General features: G+C 66.4%; 13 protein-coding genes. 8 read left to right on the top strand and 5 right to left on the bottom strand.

Annotated features, from left to right (window positions below; genetic code table 11):
- Positions 1-56: 56 nt before the first annotated feature.
- The 4 genes from mfd to BCUN_RS01405 are packed head-to-tail and all read right to left on the bottom strand — an operon-like array spanning position 57 to position 8041.
- On the bottom strand, positions 57-3578 hold the full coding sequence (gene mfd / locus BCUN_RS01420) for a transcription-repair coupling factor (protein ID WP_033515532.1): 3522 nt from the start codon (positions 3576-3578) through the stop codon (positions 57-59).
- Between the two features lie 34 nt (positions 3579-3612).
- Entirely contained in the window at positions 3613-4212 is a 600-nt protein-coding gene (pth, locus tag BCUN_RS01415) for an aminoacyl-tRNA hydrolase (RefSeq protein ID WP_033515479.1), read from the bottom strand.
- An 18-nt stretch (positions 4213-4230) separates the two neighbouring features.
- Positions 4231-4830, bottom strand: coding sequence for a GNAT family N-acetyltransferase (locus BCUN_RS01410; RefSeq protein ID WP_420796457.1), 600 nt, complete (start codon positions 4828-4830; stop codon positions 4231-4233).
- Between the two features lie 37 nt (positions 4831-4867).
- A complete protein-coding gene (locus BCUN_RS01405) occupies positions 4868-8041 on the bottom strand; it encodes a UPF0182 family membrane protein (RefSeq protein WP_033515475.1) in 3174 nt (1057 codons plus the stop codon).
- 251 nt (positions 8042-8292) lie between these two features.
- On the opposite strand from BCUN_RS01405, the gene BCUN_RS01400 reads away from it, so the two are divergent.
- A complete protein-coding gene (locus BCUN_RS01400; RefSeq protein WP_238552284.1) occupies positions 8293-9516 on the top strand; it encodes a glycoside hydrolase family 3 N-terminal domain-containing protein in 1224 nt (407 codons plus the stop codon).
- A gap of 19 nt (positions 9517-9535) precedes the next feature.
- Here the strand turns inward: BCUN_RS01400 and BCUN_RS01395 are convergent, their stop codons facing one another.
- Positions 9536-10003 carry a nucleoside 2-deoxyribosyltransferase gene (locus BCUN_RS01395; protein ID WP_033515471.1) on the bottom strand — a complete coding sequence of 156 codons (468 nt, stop codon included), beginning with the start codon at positions 10001-10003 and terminating at the stop codon, positions 9536-9538.
- Positions 10004-10138: 135 nt separating this feature from the next.
- Here BCUN_RS01395 and BCUN_RS01390 point away from each other — a divergent pair, with 135 nt between their 5' ends.
- The 7 genes from BCUN_RS01390 to pgl all read left to right on the top strand — a co-directional run bounded on the left by BCUN_RS01390 (position 10139) and on the right by pgl (position 17688).
- Positions 10139-11566: an aspartate ammonia-lyase gene (locus BCUN_RS01390; RefSeq protein WP_033515469.1), complete on the top strand. Its 1428-nt coding sequence runs from the start codon at positions 10139-10141 to the stop codon at positions 11564-11566.
- A gap of 76 nt (positions 11567-11642) precedes the next feature.
- Positions 11643-11933 (top strand): FeoA family protein, encoded by a 291-nt coding sequence (locus BCUN_RS01385; RefSeq protein WP_081895461.1) that lies wholly within the window; start codon positions 11643-11645, stop codon positions 11931-11933.
- Positions 11934-11958: 25 nt separating this feature from the next.
- Positions 11959-13965: a ferrous iron transport protein B gene (feoB, locus tag BCUN_RS01380; protein WP_033515467.1), complete on the top strand. Its 2007-nt coding sequence runs from the start codon at positions 11959-11961 to the stop codon at positions 13963-13965.
- A complete protein-coding gene (locus BCUN_RS01375) occupies positions 13962-14282 on the top strand; it encodes a hypothetical protein (protein ID WP_033515465.1) in 321 nt (106 codons plus the stop codon). Before feoB ends, BCUN_RS01375 begins: the two co-directional genes overlap by 4 nt.
- 81 nt (positions 14283-14363) lie before the next feature.
- Positions 14364-15920, top strand: coding sequence for a glucose-6-phosphate dehydrogenase (zwf, locus tag BCUN_RS01370; protein WP_033515463.1), 1557 nt, complete (start codon positions 14364-14366; stop codon positions 15918-15920).
- Complete coding sequence (locus BCUN_RS01365; protein ID WP_033515461.1) at positions 15917-16870, top strand: glucose-6-phosphate dehydrogenase assembly protein OpcA; 954 nt, start codon at positions 15917-15919, stop codon at positions 16868-16870. Before zwf ends, BCUN_RS01365 begins: the two co-directional genes overlap by 4 nt.
- Before the next feature lie 20 nt (positions 16871-16890).
- Positions 16891-17688 (top strand): 6-phosphogluconolactonase, encoded by a 798-nt coding sequence (gene pgl / locus BCUN_RS01360; protein ID WP_033515459.1) that lies wholly within the window; start codon positions 16891-16893, stop codon positions 17686-17688.
- The last annotated feature ends 56 nt before the right edge of the window (positions 17689-17744 follow it).

Below are 17744 nucleotides of genomic sequence, written 5' to 3'. Positions count from 1 at the left end.
CGGGCACCCCGTGACCCTGCCACCGCCCCAGGAGGAAGCGGCAGGTCACGACAATCTCAACGACCCTTGGGCATCTGGGGCGACAGGTCCTCCAGCAGCTGTCTGACCCACGCGATGACCTGGGGGGAATCCATGGGTGTGGATCCCAAGGAACCCGCGAAGGGCGTGGGAATCGTGTACGTGGAAGTCAGGGGGCGCCATTGGGCTCCCTTGTAGATCCTCGAGATGCGCATCTGCACGGATTCGGGCGGTTCGTATCCGCTGATGCGCAGCTTGCCTGCCTGCCCGATGATCTCGGTGATGCCCAAGGACTGCGCCTTGCGTCGCAGGCGTGCAATGTCGAAGAGCGAGTCGAGCACCTCGGGGGGCGTACCGTACCGATCGGCAAGTTCCTCCCTCAGCTCCCGCAGGTCGTCTTCGTCCTTGGCCTGCGCCAGCTTGCGGTATGCCTCAAGCCGGAGCTTGTCCGACGAGATGTAGTTGACCGGGATCGAGGCCTCGACGGGAAGGTCGATGGACACCGTCGGCGTCTCCTGGCGGTCGGGCTCCTTGTAGTCCTCGATGGCGTCGGAGACCATGCGCACGTAGAGGTCGAAGCCGACGCCTTCGATGTGGCCGCTCTGCTCGTCGCCCAGCAGGTTGCCCGTGCCGCGCAGCTCCAGGTCCTTCATGGCCACGTCGAAGCCGGCGCCAAGCGCCGTGTTCTGCGCGATGGTCACCAGGCGGTCATGGGACTGCTGGGTCATGGGCTTGCCGGGGTCGTAGAGGAAATACGCGTAGGCACGGTCATGCCCGCGGCCCACGCGCCCGCGCAGCTGGTGCAGCTGGGAGAGGCCGAAGCGGTCGGCATGGTCCACGATGAGCGTGTTCGCGTTCGAGATATCCAGTCCGGTCTCCACGATCGTGGTGCACAGCAGCACGTCGATGTCGCGATGCCAGAAGTCGCGGATCACCTGGTCGAGCTGTCTGCGTCCCATCTTGCCGTGGGCGATGCCGATGCGGGCCTCCGGCACCAGCTCCCTGAGTTTGGCGGCCTTGGCATCGATGTCCTGGACACGGTTGTGGATGTAGAAGACCTGACCGCCGCGCAGCAGCTCACGGCGTATTGCGGCAGTCACCTGGGCGTCCTCGTAGGCACCGACGTACGTGAGCACCGGCAGGCGGTCCTCCGGCGGCGTCGCCAACGTCGACATCTCGCGGATGCCGGTGACCGCCATCTCCAGGGTACGCGGGATTGGCGTGGCGGAGAGGCTGAGCACATCGACGTTCGTACGGATCGCCTTGAGCGTCTCCTTGGCCTCGACGCCGAAGCGCTGCTCCTCGTCGATGATGACCAGTCCGAGATCCTTGAACTTCACCTTGGGGTTGAGCAGCTTGTGCGTGCCGATGACCACGTCGACGGTACCGTCCTCGAGTCCCTTGATCGTGTCGTCGATCTCCTTGGGGGACTGGAATCGGCTCATGGCGGCCACCTTGACCGGGAATCCCTCGAAGCGTTCGCTGAAGGTCTCGTAATGCTGCTGGACCAGCAACGTGGTGGGTACCAGCACGGCGACCTGCTTGGAGTCCTGCACGGCCTTGAACGCGGCGCGCACGGCGATCTCCGTCTTGCCGAAGCCGACGTCGCCGCAGATGAGGCGGTCCATCGGCAGGGGCCTCTCCATGTCCGCCTTGACGTCGTCGATCGTGGTCAACTGATCGGCGGTCTCCTGGTAGGGGAAGGCGTCCTCCAGCTCCTTCTGCCACGGCGTGTCCTTGCTGAAGGCAAAGCCCTTGGAGCGCTGACGCGCGGAATACAGCTTGATGAGGTTCTGCGCGATCTCGTGGACGTGCTTCCTAGCCCTGGCCTTGGTCTGTGCCCAGTCCGATCCCCCCAGCTTGTTGAGCTTGGGGATCTCCGCACCGATGTACTTGCTGACCTGGTCGAGCTGGTCGGTGGGGATGAACAGCTTGTCCGGCGGCGCACCCCGCTTGCTGGCGGCGTATTCGATGACGAGGTACTCACGCGTGGCCTTGTTGCGGCCCGCACCCGTGGTGCGCTGGCGCAGTTCGACGAAACGGCCTACCCCGTGCTGTTCGTGTACGACGAAGTCGCCCGGCTTGAGCTCCATGAGGTCGATGGCCTTGCGGCGCTTGCGGGGGGTCTTCGCCAATGCGGCGGTGCTGGCGCGTCCCGTCAGGTCGCGCTCGGTGATGAGTGCAGTGCGCGACGGGACGTCCACGAAGCCGTCGCGGGCCTGGGACCGGATGCAGTCGAAGGCAGTCAGCTGCAGCGAGTGGAGCATGCGCCTGAGGCGATGCAGGGTGCCTTGTGCCGCCGCCGTGACGGTCAGATGGTATCCGTCGGCGATCAGTGCGCCCAAGTCGGCCTCGGTGCGTTGCTCGGAGCCCCGGAAGTCCTGCGGCACCCGTGCCTCGACCTGCACGTGTCCGGGCAGGTGCGTGTCAACGGTGAATCCGGTGATCTTCCATACCTGGCGGCTGCTGTAGGCCAGCTGGGCGAGGGTTTCCTCCAGAGGCAGGAAATTCGCCTTGTCGAAGGTGATGGGGGCACCTGCCCCGTGCCCTGACGCAGCGACATGCCAGCTGGTGGCGAGGAATTCGTTGGCCGTCTTGTTCAGGTCGTCGACGGCACGGCGCAGTTTCTCCGGGTCGTGCACCATGACCACCGCGTCCTCGGGCAGCATGGAGGACACCGGCTGCATGGTGTCCACGAGTGCGGGCAGCAGCGATTCCATGCCTTCGACGGCGATGCCTTGGGAGATGGATTCCAGGAGGTCGTCGGCGTTGGGGATGAAGCCGATGAGCGACTTCGCGCGTTCGCGGATGGCGTCGGTCAGCTGCAGCTCGCGGCACGGTGTGGCCCAGACCTCCCCGAGCGGCGTGCCATAGGTGCGCTGGTCGGAGGCATGGAACTGCCTGATCGAATCGATCTCGTCGCCGAAGAACTCGATGCGCACCGGATGGGGTGCGGTCGGGGGGAAGACGTCCACCAGGCCGCCGCGCACCGCGAACTCGCCGCGGTCCATGACCAGCTCGACGCGGGTATAGGCGTTGCGGACCAGGCCTACGACGGCCTGGTCCAGGGGAAGCTCCTCCCCTTGGCTGAAGACCAGCGGCGTCACGTCGCCCAGTCCCTCGACGACCGGCTGGATGAGCGAGCGCACCGGCATGACGAGGATGCGGATGGGGCCGAACATCCCATGGGACGCCTCGTGATGGCACAGGCGGCGGAAGACCGCCATGCGATTGGCCACGGTGTCTGCGCGCGGCGACAGCCGTTCGTGGGGCAGCGTCTCCCAGGATTCGAGCAGGGCTACCTCGCGCGGGTCGCCGTCATACCAGGAGCGCACGTCGGCGACGAATTCCTCTGCGTCACGTCCTGAAGGGACCACCACGACGACCGGTGTGCGCCTGGCAACGGCGGCGGCCAGTGCCGGGCGCACCCCGGACACCGCGCCGATGAGCAGGCTCGGGTCGGTATCCGATGAATCAGGCCCCATCTCCCCCTCGGCGAGGCGGGCGAACTGCGGATCGCCCATGAGGGATTCGAGCACCCCGACGAGCGAACCGTGCATGTCGGCGGTGGACTCCTGGCCGATAGGTGTCGTGTCAGCGGCCATTGAACCGTTCCTGTGCCTTGGCCAGTCCGTCGAAGACGATGCTTTCCGCCGCGTCCGCGCCGTCCGCGAGGAATTCGGGCAACTGCTTGCGCTGGGCGGCGTTGAATTCACCGAGCACCCAGTTGATGGTGTTGTCGTGGGCATCGCCGGATCGGCTGGCATGGCCCACGCCCATCCTCACACGGTAATAGTCGGGCGTGTGCAGGAAGCGATCGATGGACTTGATACCGTTGTGGCCGCCGGAGGAGCCGCCGCTCTTGAGCTTGATGCGCCCGAATGCGAGGTCCATGTCGTCGTGGATGACGACGATGCGGTCCGCGGGGATGTGGTAATAGGCGCTGACGGAGGCCACGGCCTGCCCCGATTCGTTCATGTAGGTCAGGGGCTTGCACAGGAACATCTTGACTGTCGAACCGCCCATCGACATGGTGCCCTTGCCCAGATCGGCAAGGCCCTTGTGGTTGGCGAAGCGCACGCTCCAGCGTTGCGCGAGTTCGTTGACGGTCTCGAAGCCGATGTTGTGCCGCGTACCACGGTACTTGGCGCCCGGGTTGCCCAAGCCGACGATCAGCCAGTATTCAGAAGCCATGTGTCGTTGTCCTCCGTGTCATTTCCTGATGGGTGCGTCGCCCAGTGCGACGTACCAGTAGCTCATGTCGTGCAGGATGCCCTTGGCATCATACGCGGCCTTGGGCATGAGTCCGAACCTGGTGAAACCGAAACGGCGCACCAGTGCCGTGGAGGCGTCGTTGTCCGCGAAGATGATGGCGACCGCCATGCGCATGCCCCGGTCCCTGCATTCGTTCAGGAGCATGCGCAGGGTGGCGCGCCCCGCTCCCCTGCTCCGCCATTCGGGGGCGAGATAGTACGCGAGGTCGCATACGCCGTCATATCCAGGACGGTCGTAGTACACGGAGAGCGCCGCGAAGCCGATGTCCCGGGACGGCGAACCAGGCTCACGGGCTTCGACGATGAACACCGCATAGGGGTCGCGATGGGCTTCGAGCCATCGGAGCCGTGCCTCGTGGTCCACGGGGGCCGTGTCGGCGCTGGATCCGCCGGCGACCACGGCCGCGTTGTACACCTTGGTCAGCACGGGCAGGTCCCGGGCCGTGGCAAGGCGGAAACTGTAGTCGGTCATGCCAGACAGTCTAGTGCGCCTGCAGACGTGCCCCGGCAGCGCGGACGGCCGGCAGCGCAGGGGCATTCCCGTGCTGCCGGCCGTCCGCTGCTGGCCGCTTCGGCTACTTGTCGAGTTCCAGCGCCTTGTCCAGGGCCTTGCCCAGACGTTCCTGCGCCTCGCCGTAGGCGCTCCAATCGCCTTGCTTCATGGCAGCGTCGGCGTCCTTCATGGCCTTGGACGCATCCTGGAGCGCATCGCTCAGGGCCTGGTTGCCGGCGGATGAGTCGACGCCGCCCGAGGAGGCGCCGCCGTCGCCCTGGTGTCCGTCGGCGCCGTCCACGGTGGGTTCGGGACCGGTATCGTCCCCCACCACGTTGGCGGCATCGGCGCCGAACACCTGGCCGAAGGCGCCGTCCAGCGTATCCGCGAAGCCGACCTTGTCTCCGAAGGCCACCAGCACCTTCTTGAGCAACGGGTAGCTGGTGGCGCCCGAGGACTGCACGTAGACGGGCTCGACGTAGACCAGCCCGCCCGCCAGCGGCAAGGTGAGCAGGTTGCCCCGCACCACCTTCGTGCTGCCGCCGTTGGACAGCAGGTTGAGCTCGGTGGAGACCTCGGTCTTCGCGTTGAAGTTGTTCTGCGCCTGTCCCGGTCCGGGTACATTCGTGTCCTTGGGCAGTTCCTGGAGGCGGATGGTGCCGTAGTCGGGTCCCTTGACGCCCTTGGTGTGCCCTGCGTCGGAATCCACGGACAGGAAGCCGGTGAGGATCTCACGGGTCTGGCTGCCGGCAGGGATGAAGGACGAGGTCAGGGAGAAGACCGGGGTGTCCGAACCGCCTGTCTGCAAGGTCAGGTAATAGGGCGGCTGCAGGACGTCGCGCGCCTGTTCCTCGCTGCTTTCCGTGGGGTCGACGGGCACCTGCCAGAAGTCCTCCCCCGAGAAGAACTGGTTGGCCTGCGTGACATGGTACTTGGTCAGGAGCTGACGCTGCACCTTGAAGATGCCCTCCGGGTAGCGCATGTGTCCCATGAGCTCGCCGGAAATCTCTGACATCGGGTGGTACTGTCCCGGGAACACCTGCTGCCATGCCTTGAGCACGGGATCCCGGTCATCCCAGGTGTAGAGGTCCACGGACCCGTCGTAGGCGTCCACGGTGGCCTTCACCGAGTTGCGGATGTAGTTCGCCTGCTTGTTGCCCAGCGAGGTGACCGTCCTCGAAGACAGCGTCGTCGAATCCTGGGTGGCACTGTCCAGGTCGGTCATCTGCGAATACGGATATTGGTCGGAGGTGGTGTAGCCGTCCACGATCCACTTGACGCGTCCGTCCACGACCGCCGGATAGACACGGCCGTCGAGGGTGAGATAGGGGGCGACCTTCGCCACGCGTTCGCGCGGGGAGCGATCGTAGAGGATCTGCGAGTCGGCAGTCACCCGGTCCGAGAACAGGATCTGGTCGGAACCGAACTTGATGGCGTACATCGCGCGGGCGAAGATGTTGCCGATGCGCGGGCCGCCGTCGCCTTGGAAGGTGGTGGTGGCGCCCTGCGACCCGGTCGGGTAGTCGAACTCCCAGGCCTGCGTACCCTCGGGGGCACCCACGATCGAGTATTCGGGCGCATTCGGCGAGAAGTAGATGCGCGGCTCGTAATGCTGCGTCTCGGTGAGGTACCCCTGGGTGGGGATGCCGGCCTCGAAGAACTCGGGCTTGCCGTCGGCCGTCACCTTGTTGCCGTAGGCGGCCACCACGCCGTAGCCGTGGGTATACACCGTATGGTCGTTGACCCAGTTGCGGTTGTCGTTGCCGTCGAGGTTCACCTCGCGGGCCGCGATCACCGTGTCCTGGTTCACGCCGTCGATGTCGTACTTGTCGACCGCCATGGTGTCGGCGAAGGTGTAGTACTGCTTCATCTGCTGCAGCTGCTTGAAGGTCGGGGACACGACCTGCGGGTCGAGCAGGCGGATCTGCGCGGCGGTTTCGGCGTCCTGCTTGAGGGCGTTGGCCGAGGCGTCGGTGGTCGCGTCGTATTCCTCGGCGACCATGGCATCGAGGCCGTATGCGGCACGCGTGGCGTCGATGTTGCGCTGGATGTAGGTCGATTCCATCTCCTGTGCATTCGGGTTGACGCGGAACCGCTGCAGGAGCATGGGCCAAAGAGAGGAGAGCACGACGCCGACGACGACGGTGGCTGCGATGGCGACCACCGGCACACGCCATGCGCGCCAAGCCGTTGCCAGGCGCGTGCCCGGGGTCCCTTGGCGCTCGTCGAAGGCATGGGAACGCATGAGCCAGACGGCGCACACGATGCCGCATGCGGCCGTCAGGACCGCCATGATCAGCGTGACGGGAATGGAGGCGTTGACCGTCGTGTAGGTGGCGCCGGTGATGCGGCCCCCCTGGTCCGTCAGCCGCGAGAAGACACCCATGGCCTGGTCGACGGCCAGCGACAGCGCCCAGAGCATGAACCAGATGGCGATCTGTCGCCGGGCGCGCGGGGTCATGGCGAACAGGCCCCGGCCATGCACAGGCATGGTGAAGCGGATGCCGCCCATGGCAACGTGGGTGCCGATGCTGAAGACAAGGCCGACCAGCAGCAGTAGGTTGAGCGCCGACAGGAGCAGGGACAATCCGGGCAGCACGAAGACATAGAAGCCGTTGTCGATGCCGAACTGCGGGTCGCGCACCCCGAAGGACTGCGCGTTGAACATGAGCAGGAGCTGCGACCAGTGCGCGTTGAAGCGCGAGCCGAATGCGATGCCGGCGACCAGGGAGACCCCCAAGGCCACACGGCGCGCCGTCCGGGAGCTTACCGACTTGCCGATCTCGATGGTGTCGCCGTTGATGCGGATGGTCGAACCGTCCGCGTAGGCAGGCCGGGCACGGATGGCGAGCATGGCGGAGAGCCACGTGACCGCGACCATGACCAGGGCGTAGGCGACCCACAGGCCGACCTTGGTGCCCAGCAAGGTCCACACCACGCTGGAGAAGCCCAGTTGCCCATACCACATCAGGTCGGTGACGAAGGCCGACAGGGCGAAGAACAGTGCCACGAGCACGACGAGCGCCACCAGGACGCCGATGAGCGGCTTGCGCCACCGATTGGGGCGCCCCGACGGCGAGGTGCGCGTGATGCGCGGCGCACGCGGCGGCGCGCCTCCGGCCGGTGCGGACTGTGCCTTGGGTCCGTCGCCGTTGGTCTCGATGTCGATGACCACCGGCTGGTCGTCCCCGTTGCCGCGGCCGCGCGGCCGCTGGGGGCCGGTTCCGAAGAATGGGCTGAAATCAAAGAATGACATTCGTCCTAGTGTAGTGGAACCACCACGTGCCCGGCAAGGGCGGCCGGCCTTGGCGTGTTTGCCCTGCGCCCCATGGCGGGCATGGCCCACGGACGACGTGGCCGCCCTGCTACAGTGATGTGATCATGCGCAGGACATCCGCGCACCGAACCATGAGGGAGGAACCGATGGCCCAGGAATCGGGACGGCATGGTAGGAATCCGGAAAGGCAAGGCCGACCATCCTGGTGGCTTGTCGCCATGGCGGCCGTGGTGGCAGTGGCATTGGCGGCCGGCTGCGCCTGGTGGGCCGTCGCGCTGCAGCGCAGGCATACGGGAGCCACCGGCAGCGCATCGGTGACGACACCGGCCGCCGAACCATCCCGGGATACCGACGGAACGTCCCCGTCGCCTACCGACACACCGTCATCACACTCGCCGGCCGCAGATGACGATGCCACAGCACGCGCCAAGGCCGCCGTCGAGGCGATGACGCTCGAGGACCGAGCCGCCCAATTGGTGATGGCACCTCTATCCTATGGCACCGATCCGTCCGCCCTGTCCTCGCTCATCCAGGACGAGCGCATCGGCTCGGTGATCCTCATGGGCAACTGGGACAACGGCGTCGACGGCGTGCGCTCCCAGGTGAACCTGTTGCAGTCCTATGCCCAGGATCGCGGCGACACCTTGCTCGTGGCCACCGACCAGGAGGGTGGCTTGGTGCAGCATCTGCAGGGTGCAGGTTTCGATACGATGCCCAGTGCCCGCGACCAGGGGACGATGACGCTCACGCAGTTGCGCGACGACGCCGCACAATGGGGCGCCCAGCTCCGCCAGGCAGGCGTGGACGTGGACCTGGCGCCCAGCGTGGACACGGTCGTCATCGACCGCGCCTCCAACGAACCGATCGGTGCCCTGGACCGCGATTTCGGCCTGGACGCCGAAGGCAATGCCCGGCATGCCGTCGCCTTCATCGAGGGCATGCGCGCATCCGGCGTGGGCAGCGCCGTGAAGCACTACCCCGGTCTGGGGGCGGTCGCGGGCAATACGGACTTCACCGACACCGGCATCGTGGATGACACGACCGGCGAGGACAGCGATGAACTTGCCGCCTTCAGCCGGGCCATCCGCGAGGGTTCCCCGGCCATGGTCATGATGTCCCTGGCCACGTACGCCCAGCTCGATCCGCAGGTGCCGGCCGCCTTCTCCCATGCCATCGTGACCGACCTGCTGCGTGAGCGGACCGGGTACCGGGGCGTGGTCATCTCCGATTCACTGTCCGCCAGCGCGGTGGCCGGCTATGACCCTTCGCAGCTGGGCGTCATGCTCATCGAGGCAGGCGGCGACCTGGCTTGCGTGAACGATCCGTCCTACACCATGCCCATCCTGGATGGCATCCGGGCCAAGGCCGCCGCGGACGGGGATTTCGCCGCGAAGGTCACGGCATCGGCCGTGCGGATCATGGCGTTGAAGATGCAGCTCGAGGCAGCCGACTGACGTCATGCCCGGCAACGGCTCAGCAGGGCTCCACGGGGACCGGGTCGCATCGCCCGGAATCCAGGAAGGCCTCGAGGGCTCCCGCACCGGGAAGGATGCCCGTGGCGCATTGTGCCACCATCACGCCCATGCGGGTGCCGGGGACGATGCCTTCGGCAACCAGGTATACGGGGATGCCCCACGTATGGGCGACACCCATGTCGACCAGGGAATCGGGGTCGGGATCGTCGACGTGGTAGTCGACGATGAGGGCCGCCGAATCGCGCAGCGCGGACAGTCGCCTAGCGAAGACCGTCCGGGGTCCGTCCACGTCGACCTCGGTCTCGAAACGGGGTTGGTAGAGCCGGAGGTGATGACGCTGCAGCGTCCTTTCCAGCCTCTCCAGGCTCTCCAGCTGCGACGGCGTATGCCAGGGGCCTGCCACATACCAGTCAAACAATGGGCGCGAGGAGGTGAACGAAGCATTCATGGTGTCGATGTGTTCCATGCCTCCATCCAAGCGCCGCGAAGGGGCGGAGCCGTACGAAATCGGCTGACAGCAATATCGAATGCTGGCGGCCCAGTCCCTCCCCTCCTAGAATCGAGGCCACACGGCATACGATGAGGAGAGCGAGGCGGCGCCATGGCAGCGACGGGACGGACACGCACGGAACACGATTGCATCGGCACGGTGGAAGTGCCGCAGGACGCCTACTGGGGCATCCATACCCAACGGGCCCGCGAGAACTTCACCGTCAGCGGCATCCAGGACGCCTCCCATGACGCCCTCATCCGCGCATACGCATTGGTCAAGCGCGCCTGTGCCATGGCGAACGCCGAGCTGGGCCTGCTCGAACCGCACAAGGCACGCCTCATCGAACAGGCTTGCGAGGACATCGGGCACGGGATGCTGGCGGACCAGTTCCCTGTCGACGTCCTGCAGGGCGGCGCCGGCACCAGCCTGAACATGAACATGAACGAAGTGATCGCCAACCGCGCCCTCGAACTCGACGGACGTCCGCGCGGCGACTACGGCTTCATCCACCCCAACGACGACGTCAACCGGTCGCAGTCCACCAACGACACCTACCCGGCCGCGTGCAAGCTGGCCATCTGCATGGGCCTGGACCCCCTGCGCGAGGCGACCGACCGCCTGCGCGAGGCCTTCCACGCGCTCGCCGACCGCCACCGCAACGACGTGACCATCGGGCGCACCCAGCTGCAGGATGCCGTCCCCATGACCTTCGGACAGGAGTTCCACGCCTGGGCCAGTTTCATGAAACTCGACCTGTCCGCCATGGACGACCTGGTCCCGCAGTTGTGCGACCTCAACCTGGGGGCCACGGCCATCGGCACGGGCATCTGCGCCGACGTGCGCTTCCGCAAGCTCGCCATCGCCTACCTGGCACAGATCACCGGCCTGCCGATCCGTGCGGCCCACGACCCGGTCGCCTCCGTGACGGACATGAGCGCCTACATCGCGGCGAGCGCCACGCTCAAGAACCTGGCCATCCACCTCAAGAAGGCGGCCGACGACCTGCGACTGCTCAATTCGGGCCCACGGGCCGGACTGGGCGACCTGAGCGTGCCGCCGCGCCAAGCGGGCTCCTCCATCATGCCCGGCAAGATCAACCCTGTCATCCCGGAGTGCGTGGACCAATGCTGCTTCGTCATCTTCGGCATGGACGTGACGGTCAACTGGGCCGCGGCGGAAGGCCAACTGCAGCTCAACGCCTTCGACCCGGTCATCATCCATGAGATCCTCACGGGCATGACCATCGCCATCGGCGCGATGGACATGTTCCGTACCAAGTGCGTGGATGGCATCCAGGTGCATGTGGACCGTGGCATGAAGCATGCCCAGCACTCCCCTTCCCTGGCGGCCGCCCTCAACGGCGCCATCGGCTACGAACACGCCGTCGAAGTGGCGGATACCGCCATGCGCGAGGGGCGCACCATCCGGCAGGTGGCCGGGGAGCTCACCGACATTCCCGCCGCCCGTCTCGACGGCATGCTTGACGTGGTGCGGCTGAGCCGGAATCTGGGACAGACCTGCCGCGATGGGCAGTGACGTGACGACTGCACCCACGAACCAGCAACGGACAAGGGTATTGACTCGCGCGCGCCGACGGGGAAGAATCGATGCCATGGACCTTTCCCATTCCGATGCCTCCACTGTGAAGCCCTGGACGCTGGACGCCTGCCCGCTGGACATGGACGTCACCATCACGCAGGTGGACATCGACGAACGGCACCGTTTCCGGCTGCTTGAGCTGGGATTACGGCCGGGTTGCCGCATCCGTGTGGTGCAGCGGTCGAATTTCCGCGGACGCGTGGTAGCCCGTGGCACCGAGCGCATCGCGATCGACGGATGGACGGCCCGGCGCATCCAGGTGGCAGCCAACCGCCATCCCTCATCGGGGCATCTTCCCCACTGACCTTCCTCTCCATACAAGGCGAACCATGGACCAACACACTTCCGGACATTCCCATCGTCGCGGCCTGGCGGCCGTGCTGCCCGAACATGACCGGCACGGGCAGCACCCGGGACACGGCCCGCGGGCCGTGTTCATCGGCAACCCGAACGTGGGCAAATCGTCGATGTTCAATGCCATCCTCGGCGCCCGCGCCCGCGTGATGAACGCGCCCGGCACCACGGTGCTCCTGGAGTCGGGAAGCCTGGCGATCGACGGCACCGAATGGCAGCTCATCGACACGCCCGGCACGTACTCGTTGCTTCCGCTGTCCCCGGACGAGGAAGTGGCTGCCCATGCCGTCATGGGTACGGGTGGCCAGCCAGCCCCGGACGTGGTGGTGACGGTGCTGGATGCCACCAACATCTCCCGATCGCTGTATTTCCTGGCCATGGTGCTGGAGCTGGGGCATCCTACGGTGGTCGCCCTGACGATGGACGACCTGGCACGCCGTCAGGATGCCGGCATCGATGCGGTGGAACTGTCGGATGCCCTCGACGGGGTGCCGGTGGTGGAGGTCAACGGCAGGACGGGACAGGGGTCGGCGGCACTCCTCGATGCCATCGCGCTGGCGCGTGGCGGGACCCCGCTGCCGCATGAGCTCAAGCGGGCCGACCTGCAGGTCGTCGATGCCGCCGCCTGGGTCGAGGAAGGGGCGGACCGACGCTTCGACTGGGCGGCCCGCATCCTGTCGACCCTGAACATGCAGGCGCGTCAACGGGTGACCGCCTCGGACCGCATCGATCGCGTCCTGCTGCATCCAGTTCTCGGCATCGTCGTCTTCCTCGCGGTGATGTATGCGATGTTCCAGGCCACGACGTCGCTGGCAGGCCCTGCGCAGGACTGGATTGACGGCACGGTGCGCGACTGGTGCACGGTGGGCATCGATACCGTCTTCTCCTGGTTCGGTGCCGGCGCCCTGGACGGCTGGTTCCATTCCCTGGCCGTCAGCGGCGTCCTCGACGGGGTGATCACCATTGCCACCTTCATCCCGCCCATGGGCATCATGTTCATCCTGTTGAGCCTGCTGGAGGATTCCGGCTACCTGGCGCGCGCGGCCTTCGTCATGGACCGCGCCATGCGGCTCATGGGATTGGACGGACGCGCCTTCCTGCCGATCATCATCGGCTTCGGCTGCAACCTGCCGGCACTGGCCGCCACCCGCACCCTGCCCGATTCACGCCAGCGCGTGCTGGTGGGCATGCTCGTGCCCTTCTCGTCCTGCACCGCGCGCCTGAGCGTGTACATCGTACTGGCCTACGCCTTCTTCCGTGAGCAGGCCGGCCTGGTGGTGTTCCTGATGTACGTGTGTTCGGTCGTCCTCATCCTGCTGGTGGGCATCCTGCTGCGTGCCGTGAAGTTCACCGACCTCAGGTCCGAGCCCTTTGCGATGAGCCTGCCTCCCTACCAGGTGCCCCGCCTGGTCACCCTGTGCACCAGCGTGCTCAAGCGCCTGTGGGATTTCGTCAAGGGGGCAAGCGGCATCATCATCTCCATGGTCATCGTCATGTGGCTGTTGCAGGCCATCCCGGCCACGGCGGCAGCTGGCTCCTTCGCGCATGTCGACGACGTGCAGGATTCCGTCTATGGCCGGGTCGCCGACGGCGTCGCCCCCGTATTCACCCCCGCCGGTTTCGACGACTGGCATGCCAGCGCAGCACTCATGACGGGCTTCGTGGCCAAGGAGGTCGTGGTGGCCTCCATGGCGCAGTCATATAGCATCGACACCGGGGACGAGGATGAGCAGCAACAGGGAGAGGGATCCTTGGGCGCCGCGATGCGCGCATCCTTCGACGAGTCCTCCGGGGGCCATGGCAAGGCCGCCGCCATCGCCTTCCTCGTGTTCACGCTTGCCTATACCCCGTGCCTGGCGACCGTCGCGGAATTGCGCCGCCAGTTCTCCATGCGCATCGTCCTGCAATCCGTGGGATTGGGTCTCCTCGTCGGCTACCTCTTGGCGGTCATCGCATTCCAGGCACTGCGGTGGGTGCTGTGAGCGGTCCCCGGGGATTCCGAGCCACCGGCGGCGGCGTGGTGGCGCAGGTCGTGGCGCTGCTGGGCGCCGGGCGCAGCGTGCACGAAAGCGCGGACATGCTCGGGCTGCCGGACGGCTTCATCGAACAGGTCGTCGATGAGGCACGTCGACGGGGGCTGCTCGACATCGTCGAACTCGATGCGGGGTGTTCCTCGAGCGCCTGTTCGCCCGACCCGGCTTCCATCGTCTGTGCCGGATGCCCCATGGCCTCTGGTCGGCGGCGTCCCCTGGCCGTCCTGCGACGCCGGTGGCGAACCCGGGGACGCGGTGGACATTAGGCACGATGCCCGGGGCCGAATCCAAGTCGCCGGCGGCGAACCCCAAGAGCGAACGGGGATGCGGCGCTAGACTGGGAAACCATGAATGCATCAACCACATCACCAGGCAACCAGTCCTGGTCCAACCCGTTGCGCGACCCGCGCGACCTGCGCCTACCGCGCATCGCGGGGCCCTGCAGCATCGTCATCTTCGGCGTCACGGGCGACCTGTCACGCAAGAAGCTCCTGCCGGCCATCTACGACCTCGCCAACCGAGGCCTGCTGCCGCCCAGCTTCGGACTGACCGGCTTCGCCCGGCGTGACTGGAGCGAGGAGCAGTTCCGGGACTTCGTCAAGGAGAACATCCAGGCGCATTGCCGCACCCAGTTCAACGAAGCCACGTGGAAGCAGCTGTCCGAAGGCATCCGCTTCGTGCAGGGCACCTTCGAGGACGCGGAGAGTTTCGAGCGCCTGAGCGACACCGTCGCCGAGCTGGACCGAGACCGTGGCACGCGCGGCAACCATGCCTTCTACATGTCGGTGCCGCCCCGCGACTTCCCCATCGTGGCCCGCCAGCTGGCCAACTGCGGCCTGGCCAAGTCCACCGACGGCGCATGGCGGCGCGTCATCATCGAGAAGCCCTTCGGCCACGACCTCGCGAGCGCCCAGGAGCTCGACCGGGTGATCGCCGAGGTCTTCGACCCGAACTCCGTGTTCCGCATCGACCATTACCTGGGCAAGGAGACCGTGCAGAACCTGTTGGCCCTGCGTTTCGCGAACACCATGTACGAGCCGATCTGGAACGCGAACTACGTGGACCACGTGCAGATCACCATGGCCGAGGACATCGGCGTGGCGGGCCGTGCCGGCTATTACGACGGCATTGGTGCCGCGCGCGACGTAATCCAGAACCACCTGCTGCAGCTCATGGCGCTCACGGCCATGGAGGAGCCCGTTTCCTTCGCCGCCGACGACCTGACCGACGAGAAGACCAAGGTGCTGTCCGCGGTCCGGCTGCCCAAGGACCTGGCCGCCCACACCGCACGTGGCCAGTACTCCGCCGGGTGGCAGGGCTCACAGCCGGTGGTGGGCTATCTTGAGGAGAAGGGCATCAGCCCGGATTCGACCACCGAGACCTATGCCGCCATCCGTCTGGACATCGATACGCGCCGTTGGGCTGGGGTGCCCTTCTACCTGCGTACCGGCAAGCGACTTGGCCGGCGCGTCACCGAGATCGCCTTGGTGTTCAAGCGGGCACCGCACCTGCCCTTCCAATCGACGGCGACGCAGGAACTCGGCAAGAATGCGCTCGTGATCCGCGTACAGCCTTACGAGGGCGTCACCCTACGCTTCGGTTCGAAGGTGCCGGGCGCCACCTCCATGGAGGTGCGCGACGTGTCCATGGACTTCAGCTATGGCCGCTCCTTCACGGAGTCCTCACCGGAAGCGTACGAGCGCCTCATCCTGGACGTGCTGCTGGGCGACCCGCCCCTGTTCCCCACCAGCCGTGAGGTCGACCTGTCCTGGAAGATCCTCGATCCCATCGAGGACTTCTGGTCCGCGCTGGGCCAGCCGCAGCCGTACCGTTCCGGCACCTGGGGACCGCAGGAAGCCGTGGAGATGCTTGCACGTGACGGACACCGTTGGAGGAAACCATGATCATCACCCTTCGTGACACCCAGACGGACGCAATCTCGGAGAAAATCGACGCCCTGCACGAGGAGCGTGGCGAGGCGGCACTGGGCCGCGTGTTCACCATGCTCATCCTCACTGACGAGGACCATCTCGAACATGCGCTCGAACTGGCCAATGCCGCCAGCAGGGAGCATCCCTGCCGGGTGATCGCCCTGGCCGCCAGCACCCGGCGCATGACCGAACCAGAGCAGGACCGCACATACCTGGATGCCGAAGTGCGCATCGGGGCGGATGCCGGCGCAGGCGAGATCATCGTGCTGCGTCCCCGCGGCGGCCTCATCCACCATCAGGACACCTTGGTGATCCCGCTGCTCGTGCCGGATGCGCCGGTGGTGGCCTGGTGGCCCACGGAAGCGCCGGCCAACCCCTCCAAGGACCTGGTCGGCACCATGGCCCACACCCGCATCACCGATGCGCTGCATTCCTCGAACCCGATGCGCACCATGGAGGACCTGCGCCGCAACTGGTCACCGAAGAACGTGGACCTGTCCTGGACCCGGCTGACCCTGTGGCGCGCCTTGCTGGCGTCGTTGCTGGACCAGCCGCCGCACCTGCGCATCATATCCGCCAGCATCTCGGGACCGGAAGGCTACCTGCCGGTGGACCTGCTGGCAGCTTGGCTCACCCTCTGCCTGGAGGTGCCCGTATCGATCGAACGTGAACCGGATGCGAAGGCGATCACCGGGGTGACCATGACCCGTGAGGATGGCGAGACGCTCAGCCTGCAGCGCCGCCCCGCCGAGGACGGCATGGCGACGATCAGCGTGCCCGGCCAATCGCCACAGACCATCCCCCTGCCCATCCGTTCCCTGGAGGACTGCCTGGCCGAGGAACTCGGCAGGCTCTATCCAGACGAAATCTATGCACAGGTGGTGACCCGCGGATGGGCGCAGGTGCACCCCCAGGAGCAATGACACCAGACAAGGAAGCCCACATGCAACGAGAACTCATCACCTATCCCGACCAGCGGCTCATGGCTGAGGCCGTCGCCGCACGTACGCTACTCACGATCAACGACGTGCTGTGCGATCCGGACCGCCGACGCGTGGACCTTGCCGTCACCGGCGGCACCGACGGGACCGCCATCCTGTCGGCCATGGCGGACAGTCCGCTGCTGGACAGCGTGGATTGGCACCGGGTGCACGTGTGGTGGAGCGACGAACGCTTCGTGCCGGCCGACAGCGACGAACGCAACGACCGCGGCGCCATGGCGGCGTTGCTCAACCGCCTCATTGCCTCGGGCGCCATGGATGCCGCACAGATCCATCCGATGCCGGCAGACACCCGCTCTTCCAGGGAAGCCGCGAACGCCTCCGGGCAGGAGACCGCACAAGTGCTCATGGACGCGGCCTCGCACTACCAGATGGAGCTGCTGCACGAACTGGGCCAGGATGCCGCCATGGACATCATGCTGTTCGGCTTGGGCCCCGACGGCCACGTTGCCTCGCTGTTCCCGGACCGTCGGGAAGTGCTGATCGATGACCCGGAACTGCTCGTGGTGGGCCTCGACGGCTCCCCCAAGCCGCCGGCGCGACGACTGACCATGACCATCCCGTTCATCCGTCGGACCTCCTATGTGTGGGTGTGCGGTTCCAGGCAGGCGAAGGCACAGGCCATGGATGCCACGTTCCATGCCTCGTGCGATCCACATGCCCCCGCCAGCTGGCTGGACGCCACCCGACAGCTTCTGTGGATCGGCGACCGCGCCTCCACTGTTCAGGCCCGCCACTGATCCGTCCCTGAACAGGCTGTGGCCCCGTGCCCATCGTCATGATGGGCACGGGGCCA

Origin of the sequence: Bifidobacterium cuniculi (assembly GCF_000741575.1) — a bacterium.
In the GTDB taxonomy this organism is placed as follows: domain Bacteria; phylum Actinomycetota; class Actinomycetes; order Actinomycetales; family Bifidobacteriaceae; genus Bifidobacterium; species Bifidobacterium cuniculi.
The sequence above is the reverse complement of the archived record's forward strand: the minus strand, read 5'-3'. Positions and strand labels throughout refer to the sequence as shown.